The organism is Paraburkholderia sp. BR10141 (assembly GCF_056155635.1).
The window spans coordinates 112,680-130,788 of sequence record NZ_JBMIQH010000014.1 but is presented as its reverse complement, the minus strand read 5'-3'; the positions used below and the strand labels follow the sequence as shown (position 1 = coordinate 130,788).

14 protein-coding genes and 2 pseudogenes are annotated in these 18,109 nt (G+C 67.6%); 2 read left to right on the top strand and 14 right to left on the bottom strand.

Features of this window, described 5'->3' with window-relative positions:
* Window positions 1–4 precede the first annotated feature (4 nt).
* On the top strand, window positions 5–349 hold the full coding sequence (gene flgM / locus ACOJB8_RS20540) for a flagellar biosynthesis anti-sigma factor FlgM (protein WP_406954057.1): 345 nt from the start codon (window positions 5–7) through the stop codon (window positions 347–349).
* Between the two features lie 50 nt (window positions 350–399).
* Complete coding sequence (locus tag ACOJB8_RS20535) at window positions 400–843, top strand: flagella synthesis protein FlgN (RefSeq protein ID WP_069264359.1); 444 nt, start codon at window positions 400–402, stop codon at window positions 841–843.
* A 172-nt stretch (window positions 844–1,015) separates the two neighbouring features.
* On the opposite strand, the gene ACOJB8_RS20530 is transcribed toward ACOJB8_RS20535, so the two are convergent.
* From ACOJB8_RS20530 to cheW, 14 genes and pseudogenes are all read right to left on the bottom strand, one after another.
* Window positions 1,016–1,747: an RNA polymerase sigma factor FliA gene (locus tag ACOJB8_RS20530; RefSeq protein ID WP_069264361.1), complete on the bottom strand. Its 732-nt coding sequence runs from the start codon at window positions 1,745–1,747 to the stop codon at window positions 1,016–1,018.
* Window positions 1,748–2,102: 355 nt separating this feature from the next.
* A pseudogene (locus ACOJB8_RS20525) lies at window positions 2,103–2,885 on the bottom strand (MinD/ParA family ATP-binding protein); the annotation flags it as partial.
* Entirely contained in the window at window positions 2,878–4,983 is a 2,106-nt protein-coding gene (flhF, locus tag ACOJB8_RS20520) for a flagellar biosynthesis protein FlhF (RefSeq protein ID WP_475013940.1), read from the bottom strand. The gene flhF and the pseudogene ACOJB8_RS20525, both read right to left, overlap by 8 nt.
* Before the next feature lie 296 nt (window positions 4,984–5,279).
* On the bottom strand, window positions 5,280–7,379 hold the full coding sequence (gene flhA, locus ACOJB8_RS20515) for a flagellar biosynthesis protein FlhA (protein WP_069264366.1): 2,100 nt from the start codon (window positions 7,377–7,379) through the stop codon (window positions 5,280–5,282).
* Between the two features lie 122 nt (window positions 7,380–7,501).
* Window positions 7,502–8,707, bottom strand: a pseudogene (gene flhB, locus ACOJB8_RS20510) (flagellar biosynthesis protein FlhB); the annotation flags it as partial.
* Window positions 8,708–8,931: 224 nt separating this feature from the next.
* Window positions 8,932–10,215, bottom strand: a complete 1,284-nt coding sequence (locus tag ACOJB8_RS20505; protein WP_475014003.1) for a DUF3443 domain-containing protein — start codon at window positions 10,213–10,215, stop codon at window positions 8,932–8,934.
* A gap of 19 nt (window positions 10,216–10,234) precedes the next feature.
* Window positions 10,235–10,735 (bottom strand): DUF2844 domain-containing protein, encoded by a 501-nt coding sequence (locus tag ACOJB8_RS20500; protein ID WP_475014001.1) that lies wholly within the window; start codon window positions 10,733–10,735, stop codon window positions 10,235–10,237.
* 311 nt (window positions 10,736–11,046) lie between these two features.
* Window positions 11,047–11,703, bottom strand: coding sequence for a protein phosphatase CheZ (gene cheZ / locus ACOJB8_RS20495; protein ID WP_069264724.1), 657 nt, complete (start codon window positions 11,701–11,703; stop codon window positions 11,047–11,049).
* A 130-nt stretch (window positions 11,704–11,833) separates the two neighbouring features.
* Window positions 11,834–12,229, bottom strand: a complete 396-nt coding sequence (gene cheY, locus ACOJB8_RS20490; RefSeq protein ID WP_028203354.1) for a chemotaxis response regulator CheY — start codon at window positions 12,227–12,229, stop codon at window positions 11,834–11,836.
* Between the two features lie 130 nt (window positions 12,230–12,359).
* Window positions 12,360–13,481 (bottom strand): protein-glutamate methylesterase/protein-glutamine glutaminase, encoded by a 1,122-nt coding sequence (locus tag ACOJB8_RS20485; protein WP_141710660.1) that lies wholly within the window; start codon window positions 13,479–13,481, stop codon window positions 12,360–12,362.
* Window positions 13,478–14,296 (bottom strand): chemoreceptor glutamine deamidase CheD, encoded by an 819-nt coding sequence (gene cheD, locus ACOJB8_RS20480; RefSeq protein WP_368682624.1) that lies wholly within the window; start codon window positions 14,294–14,296, stop codon window positions 13,478–13,480. Before cheD ends, ACOJB8_RS20485 begins: the two co-directional genes overlap by 4 nt.
* Window positions 14,293–15,240: a CheR family methyltransferase gene (locus ACOJB8_RS20475; RefSeq protein ID WP_069264370.1), complete on the bottom strand. Its 948-nt coding sequence runs from the start codon at window positions 15,238–15,240 to the stop codon at window positions 14,293–14,295. The genes cheD and ACOJB8_RS20475 overlap by 4 nt, the downstream gene beginning before the upstream one ends.
* Before the next feature lie 228 nt (window positions 15,241–15,468).
* The gene (locus ACOJB8_RS20470; protein WP_368606871.1) at window positions 15,469–17,331 is read right to left on the bottom strand and encodes a methyl-accepting chemotaxis protein; all 1,863 of its coding nucleotides are present in this window, start codon (window positions 17,329–17,331) and stop codon (window positions 15,469–15,471) included.
* 189 nt (window positions 17,332–17,520) lie between these two features.
* Window positions 17,521–18,057, bottom strand: coding sequence for a chemotaxis protein CheW (cheW, locus tag ACOJB8_RS20465; protein ID WP_028203349.1), 537 nt, complete (start codon window positions 18,055–18,057; stop codon window positions 17,521–17,523).
* Window positions 18,058–18,109 lie beyond the last annotated feature (52 nt).

The following is an 18,109-nucleotide window of genomic DNA, read 5'->3' as shown; positions in this document are numbered from 1 at the left end:
CATCGTGAAAGTTGACTCCTCCACCCGCAATGATCCGCGCACGCTGCAGGATGGCCTCGCGCGCTCGCAAGCCGATTCGACCGGCGTAAGCACCGACACCGCTACCACCTCCAGCGCGGCAGGCAGCACGACCGCCGCCGCTCAAGGCGGCGCGAACGTGAGCCTGTCGTCGCTCTCGTCGACGATGCGCTCGCTCGCGGCGAGCGGTTCCGCCGACATCGACACGGCGCACGTGCAGTCGATCAAGGACGCGATCCGCAACGGCACGTTGCAGATCGACTCCGGCAAGATCGCCGACGGCGTGATCCAGACCGCGCGCGACCTCATGAAGCCGACGTCGGGCAACTGACGCCCGATGCGCGAGCGCCGCGCAAACCTCGCTTTTTTTGGTGCCTTGCAATGAAAGATGCCCTGTTGGCCACACTGATCGACGAACACGCCACGGTCGAGGCGTTCGCGTCGCTGCTCGCCTATGAAGAAAAGGCGCTCGTGTCGGCCGATGGCATGGAGGCGCTCCCGCAAATCGTCGAGCAGAAGACGACGCTCACGCAGCGTCTCGCGGGCCTCGAAAAAGCGCGCGACGCGCAACTGGCCGGCCTCGGCCTGCCGGGCGGCCGCAAGGGCATCGAAATGGCCTGCGACGGCGACGCGCGTCTGGCAAGTCAGTGGGCGCTGCTCAAGGGGTCGACCGAGCGCGCGCGCCGCAAGAATCTCACCATTGGCATGATGATCCGCACGCGCATGGAACATAACCGCCGCGCGCTCTCGATCCTGCGCGGCGAAACGGGCAACGGCTCGATGCTGTACGGTCCCGATGGGCGGTTGCCGGCGTTCGGGCTGTAAGCGCGCGTAGATCGTCCGCCAAAGACAAAAGCCGAAGCAGTGATGCTTCGGCTTTTTTGTTTTGCGCGAGTCCAGTCCGCCAACAAAAAAGCCGGGGCGCTCTCGCACCCCGGCTCTGTCACTGCAACTGCACTCCGGCTCGCGCTGGCCGCCGCGCGCGCCGTCTACCGCCTCAATTCTCCTGGCCGGCCCACGACATCTCGCGCAGTCGCGTGCGCAGGCGCGCCACCGCCTGGCTGTGCAGCTGGCACACGCGCGACTCGCTCACCTCCATCACCGCGCCGATTTCGCGCAGGTTCATGCCGCGCTCGTAATAGAGCGACATGAGCAGCTTCTCGCGCTCGGGCAGCCGGTCGATCGCCTCGATGAGCGCGCCGCGCAGGCTGTCGTCGAGCAGCGCCGAAAGCGGGTCCGAATGATCGACGCAGTAGCGGTCGAGGAACGGTTCGTCCTCGGCGGAACGGTCGAAGTCTTCGTAGTAGATGAGCTGGCTGCCATGCAGTTCCTGCAGCATGCTCTGATACTCGTCGAGCGGCATGCTCAGATGCTCGGCGATCTCCGTCTCGCTCGCCGAGCGCCCGAGCCGCTGCTCCACCTTGTGCACCGCGCTTTCCACTTCACGCGAGGTGCGGCGCAGGCTGCGCGGCAGCCAGTCGTTGCTGCGCAACTCGTCGAGCATTGCGCCGCGAATGCGCTGGCTCGCGTAGGTCTCGAACTGCGCGCCCTGATCTTCCTTGTAGCGGTTGGCCGCGTCGAGCAGGCCGATCATGCCGGCCTGGATCAGGTCGTCGAGGTCCACGCTCGCCGGCATCTTGGCGACGAGCTGCAAGCCGAGCCGTCTGACGAGCGGCGCGTATTTCGCGAGCACGTCGGCCTGCGAAATTTTTCCTTGAGCGTTATACATCGTGCTCTCCACTTCTCATCTCCCTGTTGGCGTCGTCGTGCGCACGTCAGACGTGCTGCGGCGACGTCCGCTGCGCGGGCGTATCGGTCCGCCAGCCCACATGGGCCGGAGCGGACGCGGATGTTGCGTTGGGTGCGGGATGCACACCCGTCACGGCCGCTACGAACGAATCGGCGTTCGCGGCGAGCGTGCTGTGTGCGGCGTTTGTTGCTTGGGTAGCGTGGGGCTGGACGCCGGCTTGCGGCGCGCCGTCCGGATCGTCGACGGGTGCGTAGCCCGCCGCTTCATGTTCTTCGTCCTTCGCGCCGAACAGTGCATTCGCGCGTGCCGTGGCCGGCGAGCACGCCGAGACCGCGGGTCGCATCGGCCAGTGCGGCAGCTCGGCGGCCACGTGGCGGAAATCGCGCGCGGCGGCCGTCGACGGAAACGCATCGACGATGCAGCGCGCAAGCCTGAGCGCCTGCGCCATGTGCTGATCGGCGGCGACGCTTCCGGCGCTGTCGAGCGACACGCTCAGGTAGCGGCTCGCCACCCCTGCGAGATTCTCGATCGCGGCCTGCGCGTCGCTCGCGTTCGCCACATGATTCGCGAGCACGCGAAACTGCGCGATCGCATGCGCGAAGTGCAGCCGTTTCATGCACGCGTAGGCGTCCGTGATCGACTGCGCACCGATGCGCATCACGATCAGCACATCGTGCGCATGCATGGCGAGCGGCGAAAGCGCGCCATCGGCGTCGAGCTGCGCGTCGATCAGTACGATGTCCGCGGGGCCCGAAATGACCTTCTGCAGCTGGGCGGACGTGTACTGCGCGCGATTGTCGCGCGAGGCGGCCAGCACGCCGAAGCCGAGCGCATGGCGGCCCACGGCTTCGTCGAGCGTGCGCTCGCCGCGCACGACGGCGGCGAAGTTGCCTGCGCCGCGCACACCGCCCACCAGCGCACAGACCGAGCGGGGTCCCAGACACTCGTCGATCACGAGCACGTCCTTGCCCTGCGCGGTGAGCGCCGCCGCGAGATTGACCACCGTGGTCGTGCGTCCGGGCGAACCTGCACCGCCCGTCACTGCGACCACGCGCGAGCCTTCACGCGCGAGAAGCCGCCGCAGCCCTTCAGCTTGATCGATTACGAACTTATCCAAACCTGACCTCGGGAGCCTGCGAATTCGTACGCGTCGAGAGTGCCGACAGCAGCGCCGGGATATCGTCTTCGTGCGGCACGAACGGCGAACTCTCTCGCGGAATGCAGAAAGCGCTGCGGATCAGGAAGCGGCGCGTCGCCACGTAAAGGTTCTCGGGGACCTTCTGGCCCGTCGAGACGTAATGCACCGGCAGCTTGTAGCGCAGCACGGTGTCGAGCGCGCTGCCGAGGTTGGTCGCCTCGTCGAGCTTGGTGAGGATGCAGCCCGTGAGCGGCGCGTTGTCCGGGCCGCTCTGGTAGGCCTGCACGACTTCGTTGAGCGTGTCGCCGTGGTTGGTCGCCGAGAGCAGCAGCAGGCGCTGCACCGGGCGGCCCGCGCCGCACAGCATGGCGATCTGGTCGGCCACGGCGCGGTCGCGCTGGCTCATGCCGATCGTGTCGATCAGCACGATGTGCTTGTTCTTGAGTTCGGTGAGCGCGAGCTGGAGGTCCGCGCCGTCACGCACCGCGTGCACCGAAACGCCGAGGATCTTGCCGAAGATGCGCAGTTGCTCGTGGCCGCCGATCCGGTAGCTGTCGGTGGTGAGCAGCGCCACCTTGCTCGCGCCGAAGCGCATCACGCAGCGCGCGGCGAGCTTCGCGGTGGTCGTGGTCTTGCCCACGCCCGTCGGGCCCATCAGCGCGAACACACCGCCGCGCTCCATCAGCGCCTGTTCGTCTTCGAGCACGGGCAGGTTCGATTCGAGCACCGACTGGAGCCACTCCATGCCGGCCTCTTCGGTCTGCACGTCGGGCAGCCGGTCGATCATCATTTTCACCAGTTGCGCCGAGAAGCCCGCGGCGAACAGCTGCTTGGTGAGCGCGCCCTGCACCGGGCTGCGGCGCTGGCGCTCGCCCCACAGGAGGCCCGCGAACTGCTCTTCCATCATGCCGCGCATGGAGGCGAGCTCGTTCATCACGGTTTCGTTGACGACCTGCTCGATGCGCGCGCGGATCGCTTCGCTCACGGTTTGCGCCGCATCGGTGCCCTGCGCATTGCGGCTGCCGGGTGCGGGGCCCGCGGCTTCCGGACCGTGGCCGAGGCGCTGCGCGGCGCGGCGCGCGGCGACATGAGCGGCCTCGAGCGCCCAGTCGGGCGTGCTGGCGTCAACGTCGGGCGGCAGCACCGGATCGGCGACGCTGCCAAGGCCGCGCGCGGCGGCGGTGGCAGGCGTCATGCCCGGCACGCGCGGCGCGTTCTGCTGGTTCGCGATACGGCGGGCGTGGTCGATCAGCCAGGGGTTCGATTCGGCCATCGTGCGCGGCGCGTCGCTCGTCTGCGCGGCGGCGGCCTGTTCGAGCCGCGCTGCGGCTTCACGTGCGGCGGCCTGGGCGTTGGCGTTGGCGGCCGGCGCCGTGGACGCAAACGATGGTGCAAAGGCCGGCGAGGCGAGCGACTCGGTCGCGGCCTGCAGCGCCATTTGCAGCGGCGAATGCGCATGCGGGACAGCTTGTTGCGATTGCGCGGCCTGCATCGCGGATTGCAGCGTCGGCGGCATCGCCGATTGCGCGGCCTGCTGGCCTGCCGCGGCGCGCGAAGAAGGCGACGAAGCCGAAAGCGGCGTAATGGCGGCCGACGCGGCCGCCGCTTCCTTGCCGAGCGAGACGGCGGTGTCGGCGGCCTGGTCGCCATCGGCATCGGCGTCGGCACTCGCGCCGCCGTTTTCGGCGCCCACTTCCGGGCTCGCGCCGAACACCGACGAGAACACGTCCGGCATGCCGCTCGCGTAGGGGTTCGCACCGCCCACCGGGGCGGCGAGCGCCGCGGGAGCGGCGCCAGGCGCGCTGCGCGGCGTGCGCGACATCTGTGTCATGGCGGCGGAGGGCTGCGCGAACGGGGCGCCTTGACCACCTTGCGCCACGAGGCCACCCAGGCCTTGCGCGGCGGCGGCATCGGCCGGCGCGATCGCCGCGAGATCGCGGTCCGCGAGCGCGACGATTTCGACGCTGCCGTCGTCGAGCGTACGGTTCGACAGAACGACGGCGTCCGCACCCAACGCTTCGCGTACGAGCCGTAACGCGTCGCGGCTGGTGCCACCGATGAATTTGCGAATGTTCAAGCTAAGCCCCTGATGAGGTGAGCGGCCAATGCCGCCGCCGGTCGTCTGTTGCTGGAATGGCGCTGGATTGCTGCCGGCCTGGCGTCCTGTGCAAGGCCTTTTCCGATGTTGGAATTATTTCGAAGGTGAGCCCCCCATGATCGGTGGATCAGGGCGGAGAAATGCGGGCAATTCGCGGAATCGGTGGCGGGGGTGCGCACAGGCAAAAATTACGTGCAGAAAGGCTCGCACGCGGCGCGGCTAACGAAAAAGCCCGCAAGAAGCGGGCTTTTTCTCGTCCAGATACGGCAGCGCGATCAGTGCGCCCCGATCACGTTCACCACCTTCACGTTGCGCGTATCGGGCACCTCGGCATACGACAGCACCTTGAGCTGCGGCAGACTGCGGCGCAGGAAGCGCGACAGCATGGGGCGCAGCGCATGCTGCACGAGCATCACCGGCGCGAGACCCAGCGCCTGCTGACGCCCCATCGCCTGCTCGGTCTGCGTGAGCAGCGTGTGCGCGAGACCCGGTTCGAGGCCGGGGTTCGGGCCGGAGGTGAGCGTCTGCGACAGCACGCGCTCGAGGTTCGCGTCGAGGCCCATCACCTGCATGTCGGCGTTGCCGGGGAACCATTGCTGCGTGATCGCGCGGCCGAGCGCGATGCGCACCGCCGCCGTCAGATCGTGGGCGTCGGTGATGCGCGGCGTGTGCTCCGCGAGCGATTCCATGATCGTGCGCATGTCGCGGATCGGCACGCCTTCTTCCAGCAGGTTCTGCAGCACCTTCTGCAGCGTCGTGACCGGCAGCACCTTCGGCACGAGGTCGTCCACGAGCGAAGGCGTGTCCTTCTGCACGCGCTCGAGCAGCGCCTGGACTTCGCGGCGCCCGAGCAGTTCGGCCGCGTGCATGACGACGAGGTGATTCAGGTGCGTCGCCACCACCGTGCTCGAATCCACCACCGTGTAGCCGAACACCTGCGCCTGCTCGCGCACGTTCGAATCGATCCACACGGCGGGCAGGCCGAACGCCGGGTCCGTGGTCGGCGTGCCGGGCAGCACTGCGCTCACCTGGCCCGGGTTGATCGCGAGCCACTGGCCCGGGTAGGCCTCGCCCGTGCCCACTTCCACGCCCTTCAATGCAATCCGGTAGGCGTTCGGGCGCAGCTCCAGGTTGTCGCGAATATGGATGACGGGCGGCAAGAAGCCGATTTCCTGCGCGAACTTCTTGCGGATGCTCTTGATGCGCTTGAGCAGCTCGCCGTCGGTGTTCTTGTCGACGAGCGGAATGATGCGGTAGCCCACTTCGAGGCCGAGCGTGTCGATGAGCGCCACGTCGTCCCAGGTCGCCTCGGCGTTTTCGACGGGTGCAAGCGCGGCGGGCGCGGCGTCGGCGATCACGGCGCTCGCCTTCTTCGCTGCGGCGTTCTTCTTCAGCGTGCGGCCGAGCTGGATCGCACCGCCGCCGAGCAGCAGAAACGCAAAGTGCGGCATGCCCGGAATCAGGCCCATCATGACGATGATCGCGCCCGTGATCATCAGCACGCGCGGGTTCGTGAAGAGCTGGCCGGTGAGCTGCGTGCCGATGTCTTCGTTGGTCGCCACGCGCGAGACGATCACGCCGGCCGCCGTCGAGATCACGAGCGACGGAATCTGTGCGACGAGGCCGTCACCGATGGTCAGCAGCGTGTAGGTCTCGCCCGCCGAGGCGAGCGGCATGCCGTGCTGCACGACGCCCACGATCAGGCCGCCCACGATGTTGATCACCATGATCAGCAGGCCGGCGATGGCGTCGCCGCGCACGAATTTGCTCGCACCGTCCATCGAGCCGTAGAACTCGGCTTCCTGGGCGATCTCGCTGCGGCGCTTGCGGGCCGCTTCTTCGTTGATGAGGCCCGCGTTCAGGTCGGCGTCGATCGCCATCTGCTTGCCGGGCATCGCGTCGAGCGTGAAGCGCGCGGACACTTCGGCGATACGGCCCGCGCCCTTCGTGATCACCATGAAGTTGATGACCATGAGGATCACGAACACCACGATACCCACGGCGAAGTTGCCGCCCACGAGGAAGTGGCCGAACGACTCGATCACCTGGCCCGCGGCGCCCGGGCCGGTGTGGCCTTCGAGCAGCACGATACGCGTGGAGGCCACGTTCAGCGAGAGCCGCAGGAGCGTGGAGAACAGCAGCACGCTCGGGAACGCCGCGAAGTCGAGCGGCTTCATGGTGTACATGCTGACGAGCAGCACCATCACCGAAAGCGCGATGTTGAAAGTGAACAGCAGATCCAGCAGGAACGGCGGCAACGGCAGGATCATCATGCCGAGGATCATGCAGATCAGGATCGGTCCCGCCAGCGCGCGCAGATTCGTGCTTTGCAGCATCTCCGGGCGCCGCGCGAGGAAACCGGTGCGGGCGTTCATTCTGTTGCTCCTTCAGTGCCGTCGCGCGCCGGATTGTTATCGGCGCGGCCAGCGGTATTCGATGCGTTGTTTGCGTTCGCCGCGTTCGCTGCGTTCGTGGAATTTGCCGCGTTCGCGCGACTGGCGGCCTCGGCGGCCGCGCGCTCATCGGGGGTGAGGGCTTCGTCGGCTTCGCTGGCTTCGTCTTCGTCACTCATCGCGCCCTTGTCCATTTCGGGTGGCACGTCGAGGTCGGTCGGCTCCATCGGCACGTCGCCGCCATGCTCGCGAAAGCGCTTGAGCTGATAGACCCACGCCAGCACCTGGGCGACCGCGCCGTAGAGCGGACCCGGAATTTCGCGGTTGATGTCGACGTTGTAATAGAGCGCGCGGGCGAGCGGCGGCGCTTCGAGCAGCGGCACGTTGTTCTCGGTCGCGATCTCGCGGATGCGCGCGGCCACGAGGTTCACGCCCTTGGCGACGACCTTCGGCGCGCGCATCTCGCCATCGGCGTACTTGAGCGCGACGGCGAAGTGCGTCGGGTTGGTCACGACCACGTCGGCCTTGGGCACCTGAGTCATCATGCGGCGGCGCGCGGCGGCGCGCTGCTGCTGGCGAATGCGCCCCTTCACGTGCGGATCGCCTTCGTTTTCCTTGTGCTCGCGCTTCACTTCTTCCTTGGTCATGCGCAGCTTGCGGTAGTACGACCAGAGCTGGTACGGCACGTCGAGCGCGGCGACCACGAACATGCCGGCGACCGTCATGCCGCAGCACACGCCGATCAGATGCATCGCGTCGGCGAACGCGCGCGGCGCGGGCTGCATGGCGAGCCCGAGAATCTCGTCGCGCCGGCTCCACAGCGCCCAGCCGCCGATCACGCCCACCACGAGCGTCTTGGCGAGCGACATGCCGAGCTGGATCGGCCCGTTCACGGAGAAGATCCGCCCGAGCCCCGACATCGGATTGAGGCGGCCGAAGTTCGGCTGCAGCGCCTTCGTCGAGATGAGCCAGCCGCCGAGCGCCATCGGCGCGAGCAGCGCGGCGAGCCCCGTGAGCGCGAGCACCGGCATGAGCGCCATGAGACCTTCGCGCGCGGCGACGCCGGCGCCGATCAGCATGCGGCTGGTTTCGAACGCCCCCGCGTGATTGAACGAGAACGCGCCGCGCATCATGGCTTGCAGATGCTCGCCGATCGTGCCGGAGAGCATCCACGTGCCATAGAAGCCCGCCGAGAGCAGCGCGAACGTCGCCAGCTCCCGGGAACGCGGAACCTGCCCCTCCTCCCGCGCCTTTTCGAGGCGCTTGGGAGTGGCGGATTCGGTTTTCTCGAGGTCGCTGTCCTCAGCCACGCATGCTCCGGTCGCGGGCACGCGCCGCTCGTCGCGGCTGCGCGGCTGGCGCGCGCCCTTTTTCAGTGACAGCGATTATTGCCGCGCAAGCCAAGCGGCGATTGACGGAGTAGGACGGGGAAATCAGGGTATTTCGGCCGATGGAACCGGGGCGGCATCATCGGCGAACGCCGGCACACGATGCGCGCGCGCTCGCGGGCCGCCAACCCTCAGGGCCCGCGATTTCAGAACGCGACGAACGGCGCCTTGCCGCCGGACGCGCTCATGTCCATGCCGTAGTACACGTAGCGGCCATAGAAGAACGACAACCCCAGGTCGAGCGCCGCGGCCGACCCGAACTGCCCTGCCAGGTTGTTGGCCGCATAGTTCGCGCCGCTGCCGAGCAATGCGTTGGCGTTCGCGACATTGAAGGTCGCGGTGCCCGTCGTTGCGCCGTTATTGGACGCGAGTGCAGCGCTGAAGGACTGGGTGGACGTAGGGCAATAGAACGTGCCGAGATTGCCGCCGCACTGCGGCAGGGCGCTGTCGACGAAAAAGATCGCGTTCGAACCCGAGTCGAGGAAGGTCTGGAGCGTGCGCCCGTTGAAGGTGGAGCTGAGCCTGCCCCACGAGTCCGTGTTGTAGCTTTGCGCGGCAGCCATCGCGTTGTTCGACTGCGTGCCGATGCCGAACACGAGCGTGCCCGTCGCACTGGGCGCGCCGTTATCGGATACGGGGGCCATCTCGAGGATCACGCCATTGCCGTCCGTGCCGAACCTAGGCACCGGATTGGCCACCAACTGGGTTTGCGTGACCGTTGCCGTGACGCAGTTCGTGTCGCCGGGGCAGGAGTAATAAGTGCCGAGGTTGTCATAAGGCGCAACGCCGATACCGAGAATGCCGTTCGCGCCCAGGTCCTGCACCGTGTCCTGCGCGCTGCCGAAGCTCGCGCACGCCGACGGCACCGTGTTCGAGTTCAGGTCGCCGATGATCTGGATCGGAATATTGGACGCCGTTTCGCCGCCGATCTTCACGTCGGCGGGACGCACCGTGCCCCATGTGTAACCGTCGGCGAAGGCCGTGCATTCGGCGAGCGTGCCGCCGTTGGCCGTCGCCTTGGGCAGCGAGCCCAACAGGTTCGGCAGCGCCGACGCGAGCAGGCGCAGCCCGAACGACGCCGTATCGACCTGAATGTTGTCGACGGTCTCGCAGGTGCTCGTGCCGGCCACGCAGATCGTCACGCTGACAGTGGGAATGTTGGGCAGCGTGCCGGTCAGTCCGCGATTGACGACGACGCCCACGGTGTTCGCGGCGGTAGCCGCGGTGGGCTGCTGTGTGGGACTGGGAACCGCGGAGCCGCTGCCGCCACTGCTGCCGCTCGAGCTGCTGCTACTGCTACCGCTGCTGCCGCCCCCGCCCCCGCAGGCGGCGACGAGCGAAACCAGGGCAACGAGCGCGGCGCCCGAAAGGAACCGGAAAGGGCGCAGCCACACGTTGCGCGAATAGCGTGAAGTCAGCACTGAAGTCAGCACGTTCGGCCTCCGCTCGTCACTGGATATCGGAGGCGCTGACGCCCGCAGGCAGCGCCTGCGGCAGCCATGCCTGCCCGGAGAAGGCGCCCATATGGCCGCCCGAATGCACCACGACGTTCGAGTTTTCGACCACGCCCGGCCCGCGCACGTGACCGGCGGCGTGGCTCGCCTTCACGCCGGCCGTGTACTGGGAAAAATAGCTGCCCAGCAGCGTGGCGAGATTGGGCATCTGCGGGCCGTCCCAAGCCACGCCGAATACGGTGCCGGCCTGCGAGAGGTACTCGCGCACGACGGTGCCGTTGGCGAGCGTGGTCTGCTGAACGGTATAGGCGGGAGTCGTGGAAGCGCCAGACGCCGCGCCTTGCACCGCTGCGCGCGCCACGGCCGAGGCGTTGCCGGCCGCGGCTGCCGCCGAAGCGGCGCTCAGGGTGCTGACGTTCGCGCCCGCCGGCGTGGGCATGGGCGCACCGCCGAGCGCGGCGTGAGCCGCCGGCGCCGCGAGCAGCACACCAAGCAGGGAACCGAGAAGCGCCGCGCCGGGTGCGCGGCCGCGTTTGACGCGGCGCGCAAACGAGCGCGCCGCCTTGCCACAGAACGATGTGTATGGATACAAGGCGTCCTCTCCCTGTTGCGATGGCGCGTTGCATCATACGCTGTCGGGGCCGCGCGGGAAGGTCGCGGCGGGACGCAGCAGGACGGGCAACGGCTGGCTATGCTCCGTTGCCCACCGCGACGCTCGCCGCGGCAGGGCACGAAGGCATGAGCACTAGTATGCCCGCCTTGGACTACATGCGGCAGCTAACCGAACGATTAGCTGCATGTTAGGGGTCAGAACCCGAGACTTGCGAGCAGATCGTCGACCTGCGCCTGGTCCTGCACGACGTCGGTCTTGCCTTCCGGATTGATCTGCGGGCCGTTGAGCAGGCCTTCGGGGCTGCCCGTGCTGCTCTGGGTCTCCGCGAGCGCCGCCGCCGTCGCCGCGAACTGCTCGCGCCGCTCCGGCGCGATGTTCTCGACCAGCACGGTGAGCAACTGCTGCTCGATCAGATAGACCACGTCCATGATCTTCTTGATCACCTGGCCCGTCAGGTCCTGGAAATCCTGAGCGAGCATGATCGCGAGGAGTTGCTCGTTGGTCGCCGCGGTGGCTTGCGGCACGCCATCCACGAAGGCGCGCGTGTCGTCCATCAGCTGGCGCACTTCCTCGCGGCCGATCGGCGCGTCGTACCAGGTCGCCCAGCGGCTCGTCAGTTCCTTCGCGTCGCGTTCGAGCGTTTCCTGCAGCGGCTTGGCGATGTCGATCGCGGTCAGCACACGCTCGGCGGCCTGCTCGGTCATGTTCGCGACATAGCGGAGCCGGTCGCGCGCGTCGGGCACCGCCTCGGCGGCGCGCTCCACATGCTTGTCGAGGCCGAGTTCGCGCATCGAGTCGCGCAGGCTGCGCGTCAGGTGTCCGATGCGCGCGAGGATGCGGTCCGTCGCCAGCTCGCCGGCTTCGCCCGCGGCGGACGGCTCGAAGTCGAACTCGGGCGGCTGCGGGAGCGGCTCGATGCCCTCGGCTTCCGGCCACTCACCGGAATGAGCGCCGGACTGCTCACTGATGGGCTCGTTCACGTCAGCTCCCCGTCTTGGCCATCTTCTCGAGAATCTTGTTGAGCTTCTCGTCGAGCGTGGCGGCCGTGAACGGCTTCACCACGTAGCCGCTCGCGCCAGCCTGCGCCGCAGCGATGATGTTCTCCTTCTTCGACTCGGCCGTCACCATCAGCACCGGCAGGTGCGTCAGGTTGGCGTCGGCGCGGATCTCCTTGAGCATGGCGAGACCGTCGAGGTTCGGCATGTTCCAGTCCGAGATCACGAACTCGTAGTTGCCGCCGCGCAGACGGGCGAGGCCCGCTGCACCGTCTTCGGCTTCGTCGACGTTCGAGTAGCCCAGTTCCTTGAGCAGGTTGCGGACAATCCGGCGCATCGTCGGAAAATCGTCCACCACCAGAATCTTCATTCCCTTATCCATCACGTTCCATTCCTCCAGGCGAAAACCCGGGCAATTATCCAGAGAAGCGCAGTGCCTATCCAGATAAATTAATCGCGAGCGATCGAGCAAGCGTTTGCGGCCTGCATGATCTCTCTATATCGGCAATTTCTTAGACGCGCTGAACCCTGTCGCCCATCGAGGCGAGTCGGGTCATCACGCGCCGGCTCATGTCGGAGAGCGAGGCGATCTCGTCGGCGCCACCCATGGCGATGGCTTCGCGCGGCATGCCGAACACGATGCAGCTCGCCTCGTCCTGCGCGAGCGTGTACGCACCGGCCTGGCGCATTTCGAGCAGTCCGGCTGCGCCGTCGCGGCCCATGCCCGTGAGAATCACGCCGATGGCGTTCTTGCCCGCGTGCAGCGCCGCTGAGCGAAACAGCACGTCGACCGACGGACGGTGCCGGTTGACCGGCGGGTCGTCGGACAGATGCGCGATGTAGTTCGCGCCACTGCGTGCGAGCAAGAGGTGTGCGTGGCCCGGCGCGATGTAGGCGTGGCCGGGCAGCACCCGTTCGCCGTGCTCCGCTTCCTTGACGGTGATGCGGCACAGCCCGTTCAGGCGCTGTGCGAACGACTTCGTGAAACCGGGCGGCATGTGCTGCGCGATCAGCACCGCGGGCGCGTCGGGCGGCAGCGGTTGCAGCACTTCGCGGATCGCCTCGGTGCCGCCCGTCGACGCGCCGACGATCACGAGCTTTTCGGTCGAGACGAGCGGGTTGTTGATCATCGGCGCCGGGCCTGCGGGGTGCGCAGCGGCGTGACCGTGCGCGTGCGCTGCCGCGCCCGCCGATGCGGCGGCGGGCGCATGGTGCGCACGCACGCGGGCGCGCGCGGCGGCGCGCACCTTGTCGGCGAGCTTTTCCGAGTATTCGAGCATGCCGTCGCGAATGCCGACCTTCGGCTTCGTCACGAAGTCGACGGCGCCCAGTTCGAGCGCGCGCAGCGTGATTTCGTTGCCGCGCTCGGTGAGAGACGACACCATCACGACCGGCATGGGCCGCAGACGCATCAACTTCTCGAGGAAGTCGAGGCCGTCCATGCGCGGCATTTCCACGTCGAGCGTGAGCACGTCGGGGTTGTGTTGCTTGATCAGCTCGCGCGCGACGAGCGGATCGGGCGCGGTGGCGACGACCGTCATATCGGGCTGACTGTTGATGATTTCCGTCATCAAACTGCGGATCAGCGCCGAATCGTCGACGCAGAGAACCTTGATTTTTTGCACAGCGTTCACGCCTCCTCTACTGTCCTGGCGTTGTCTTGACCGGATGCGCGCAGCGCGGACGACACGCTCGAGCCGAACAGCTCGATGCGAGGGCGCGCGCCCTGCGGCTGGGATTGGGAAATCTGGGGCGCATGAGCTGCCGAGTTTGCTGCCGGCGACGTGGCGCCCGGGCCCGCACGCCCCGCGCCGCCGACGCCGAACAGCTCGACGCGCGCCCGCGCCCGCGCGAGCCGCTCGGCGCGCGCTTCGGCGGTTTGCGCGGCGAGCTGCTGCTCGCGCTCGGCCACGCTCGTGTCCTGCGAGAGACGCAGCTTCTTGACCATCACCTGGCCCGTGCGCGGCAGGAAGGCCACCTTGCGCGGATGCGAGCCTTGCAGGTCCTCGGCCACGATGCGGATGTTCTCGGTCGCGAGATAGCGGCGCACGAACACGGCGTTGCGGTCGCCGATGTTCATCGTCGTCATGCCCGCGAGCACCGCCGCGCCGCCGAACACCTTGGCCTCGAAACGCTCACGGCGGCCACCCGCCTTGATCAGCTCGTTGATGAGCACTTCCATCGCGTAGGCGCCGTAGCGCATGGCGTCGGAGGCGCCGGTGAGGGCGTGGGCGGAGTCCGCGCCGTCGTCGGGGAGCATGAAGTGGTTCATGCCGCCAATGCCGGCGGTGCGGTCCTGAATGCAGGCCGCCACGCACGAGCCGAGCACGGTGACGAGCACCATGTCCTCGCCCGTCGTGTAGAACTCGTTGGGCAGCAGCTTGACGCCGGGGCGCTGGAAATGCGCGTCGAAATAGCGGTTCGTCGCGATCGGAAGGCGGGCGCTCATGCGGGCACTCCGAGCGCGTCGTTCGCGCGGCGCGGCGCGGCACTGGCAGCGGCGCCGCGCGTGAGTTCGTACACCGTCTGGCCGCGCAGACGGAACGCCTGCGTGACGTAGGTGAAGTTCTCCGAATGGCCCGCGAACAGCAGGCCGTCCGGCTTCATGAGCGGCTCGAAGCGCGTGAGCACCTGTGCCTGGGTCGGCTTGTCGAAATAGATCATCACGTTGCGGCAGAAGATCGCGTCGAACGTCGTGCGCAAGCCGTAGTCCGCGTCGGTGAGATTGAGCTGCTCGAACTTGACCATCGCGCGCAGCTCCGGGCGCACCTTCACGAGTCCCGAGTGCGAGCCGGTGCCCTTGAAGAAGAAGCGCTTCAGACGCTCCGGCGACAGATGCTTCACCTGGTCGAACGAGTAGACGCCCGCGTCGGCCTTGGCGAGCACCTGGGTGTCGAGGTCGGTGGCGAGCACGCGCGCCTCGCGCGCGGCGCGGTCGCCGAGCGCTTCGACGAGCGTCATCGCGATCGAGTACGGTTCTTCGCCCGTGGAAGCCGCCGAACACCACACCGAAACCGGCTGCGCACCTGCCACCCCCGCCCTGCGCTTCACGAAATCCGCGAGGATCGGGAAGTGATGCGCCTCGCGGAAAAACGCCGTGAGGTTCGTGGTGAGCGCGTTCGTGAACGCTTCCCACTCGGTCGCGTCGTTGCGCGCTTCGAGCTGGTCGAGGTACTCGCGAAAACTGTCGAGGCCGAGCGTACGCAGGCGCCGCGCAAGGCGGCTGTATGCCATGTCACGCTTGTGGTCCGAGAGCGAGATGCCCGCGCGGCGGTGAATGAGCGCGCGAATGCGCTCGAAGTCCGCCGAGGTGAAATCGAAATCGCGGTTGCTCTCCACGCCCGAGCCGCCGGTCTCGCCGGCGTCCTGGCGCGTATTTCGCAGCGCTTTCATGCTGATGCTCCTTCGCATTGCGCGCCGCCCACTGCATGGGATACCGCGGCGCAGGACTGCTGCGCGCCGCGCCTGCCCGGTTGCAATGCGTGCGGCGCATGGGCGGCCTGCGCAGCACGCGCGGGCCGTGGGGCCCGGCGCGGCAGGTCTTGCCGTTGTGTAGCGCTCATGTGCATTGCAGTTGCTCGTCGTGTTCAGTACTTCACTACTCTTCCATGCCGCGTTCGATCAGAACGTTTCCCAGTCCGAATCGTCCGAGGCGGATGCTGCCGTGCTCACGTACGTCTCGCCGCGCGCAGGCGCGGCCGGTTTCGCTGCAGGCTTTGCCACCGCCTTGTTTGCCGGTTGCGCAGCGGGCTTTGTCGCAGGCTTCGCGGTGTCCGCCGGTGCCGCCGACGTTGCGACCGACGCCGACGACGACGTTGCCGCCGCGGGCTTCGCCCCCGCCGCAGCCGAAGACGGCGTCGCGCGTTTCGCGGCAACCGGCGCGGCCGGCGTGACGCGAGCCGGACCTGCACCCACGCTGCGCGCCGACGTGCCGCCCGTCGTCCACGTGCCGAGCACGTTCTGCAGTTGGCGCGTCTGCTCTTCGAGCGACGCGGCCGCAGCGGCCGCCTGCTCCACCAGCGCCGCGTTCTGCTGCGTGACGGTGTCCATCTGCGTGACGGCGCGGTTGACCTGCTCGATGCCGCCCGACTGCTCCTCGGACGCCGCGCTGATCTCACCCATGATGTCGGTCACGCGACGCACGGCCTGAAGGATTTCTTCCATCGTCGCGCCTGCGCGGCCCACGAGCTGCGAGCCGCTTTGCACTTTCTCGGCCGAGTCGTTGATGAGTTCCTTGATTTCCTTCGCCGCGCTGGCGCTGCGCTGCGCGAGGCTGCGCACTTCACCGGCCACCACGGCGAAGCCGCGGCCCTGCTCGCCCGCGCGCGCCGCTTCCACGGCCGCGTTGAGCGCAAGAATGTTGGTCTGGAACGCGATGCCTTCGATCACGCTGATGATGTCCACGACCTTCGCCGAACTCGCCGCGATGCCCTGCATCGTGTTCACGACTTCACCCACCACCTCGCCGCCGCGCGTCGCGATGTCGGAGGCGTTGACGGCCAGCTGGCTCGCCTGACGCGCGTTCTCCGCGTTCTGGCGCACGGTGCCGGTGAGCTGCTCCATGCTCGACGCCGTTTCCTGCAGCGAAGCGGCCTGCTGCTCGGTGCGCTGCGAGAGATCGGTGTTGCCCATGGCGATCTCGCGCGCGCCCACGTCGATCGAGCTTGCGCCCGTATGCACCGCGCTCACGAGCGTGACGAGGCTTTCCTGCATGCGCTTGATGCCGCTGAACAGACGCCCGATCTCGTTGTCGCTGTAGACCGTGACCGGCTGCGTGAGATCGCCGTGGGCGATGCGCTCGAAGCACGTCACTGCGTCCTCGAGCGGCTGCACGATGAGGCCGCGCATGGCGAAGCGGATCACCACGACGAGCACGAGCGCCACGGCGATCGCCGCGCCAATCGCGATGCGCATGACGGCGATCTTGTCGTGCGCGCCAGCCTCGCGAGCCTGCGCGCTTTGTTCCAGGGCCTGCGCGAGCGGACCGGCGACGTTGTCGTAATCGACGAACATCGGACTGATCTTCGTGTCGGCGATGGCGTGATAGGCCGGTTGATCGTTTGCGCGCAGGGCCGCGAATTCGGGCTGCACGCCGTCTTGCATGAGCGTGGCGCGCTTTGCCGCGAGCGCGTCGAGCGCGGCGGCGTCGAGACCGCCCTTCGGCGCGTTCTGGAACGCCTGCCAGGCTTCGTTGGATTTGCCGAGCAATTCCTGGGCGCGATCGATCACCTTCTTCGCATCGTCGGCCTGGCCTGCTGCCGTGAGCGCGCTGGCGCGGTCGATCGCGACGCGCGTGCGCAGCAGATACGACGACGCGTCGTTCAGCGCATGCATCGCCACGAGATCGCCTCGCACGATTTCGGTGAACGCATCGCTCGCACGCCCGAGCGCGACGAGCCCGAGTGTGCCGACCAGCACGGTCAGCGCAACCAGAATGACCCCGACGCCCGTGAGCGTCGTGCGGATCGACCATCTTTGCAGCATCTCGTTTGCTCCTGTCCTGTACGAATCGGGGCGGGCTGTGCGGTCAAGCGCGGCCGGCATAGGCACGGCGACGCCCGGGCCCCTGCGCGAAGCGCGCGCGAAAACGAAGGCGGCTTGCCGCTCTTTGGCGGCGGCTTTCCGCTCTCTCTCACGCTGGCCTCGCGGCCCCCCGGTTTAACTCTCGGCGCGTTAGACCAGCGCCTCGATCAGAGCCATCTCGCGGCTCGTCATCAGTTTTTCGATGTCCATCAGGATCAGCATGCGGCCTTCCACAGTGCCGAGGCCCGTGAGGTACTCGGTCGTGAGCGTCGCGCCGAATTCGGGCGCCGGCATGATCTGCTCCATCTGCAGCGTGAGCACGTCCGAGACGCCGTCCACCACCATGCCGACCACGCGATGCGCGACGTTCAGGATGATGACGACCGTCTGGTGGTCGTACTCGACGCGGCCCAGATGGAACTTGATGCGCATGTCGACGATCGGCACGATGATGCCGCGCAGGTTGATCACGCCCTTGATGAAGTCGGGCGCGTTCGCGATGCGCGTCACGCTGTCGTAGCCGCGGATTTCCTGCACCTTCAGGATGTCGATGCCGTACTCTTCCGCGCCGAGGGTGAAGACGAGGAATTCCTGGCCGCCTGCGTCGGCCTGCAGCGCGTCGCGGCGTTGCGCGCCGGCAATCGCGCCGTGCGCGCCGTTGCCTTGAATCGATTGGACTTCTGCCACGTTAGCCCCTGAACGGTTGGGAGATGATGGGTTGAGTGCGTCCGGACTTCAT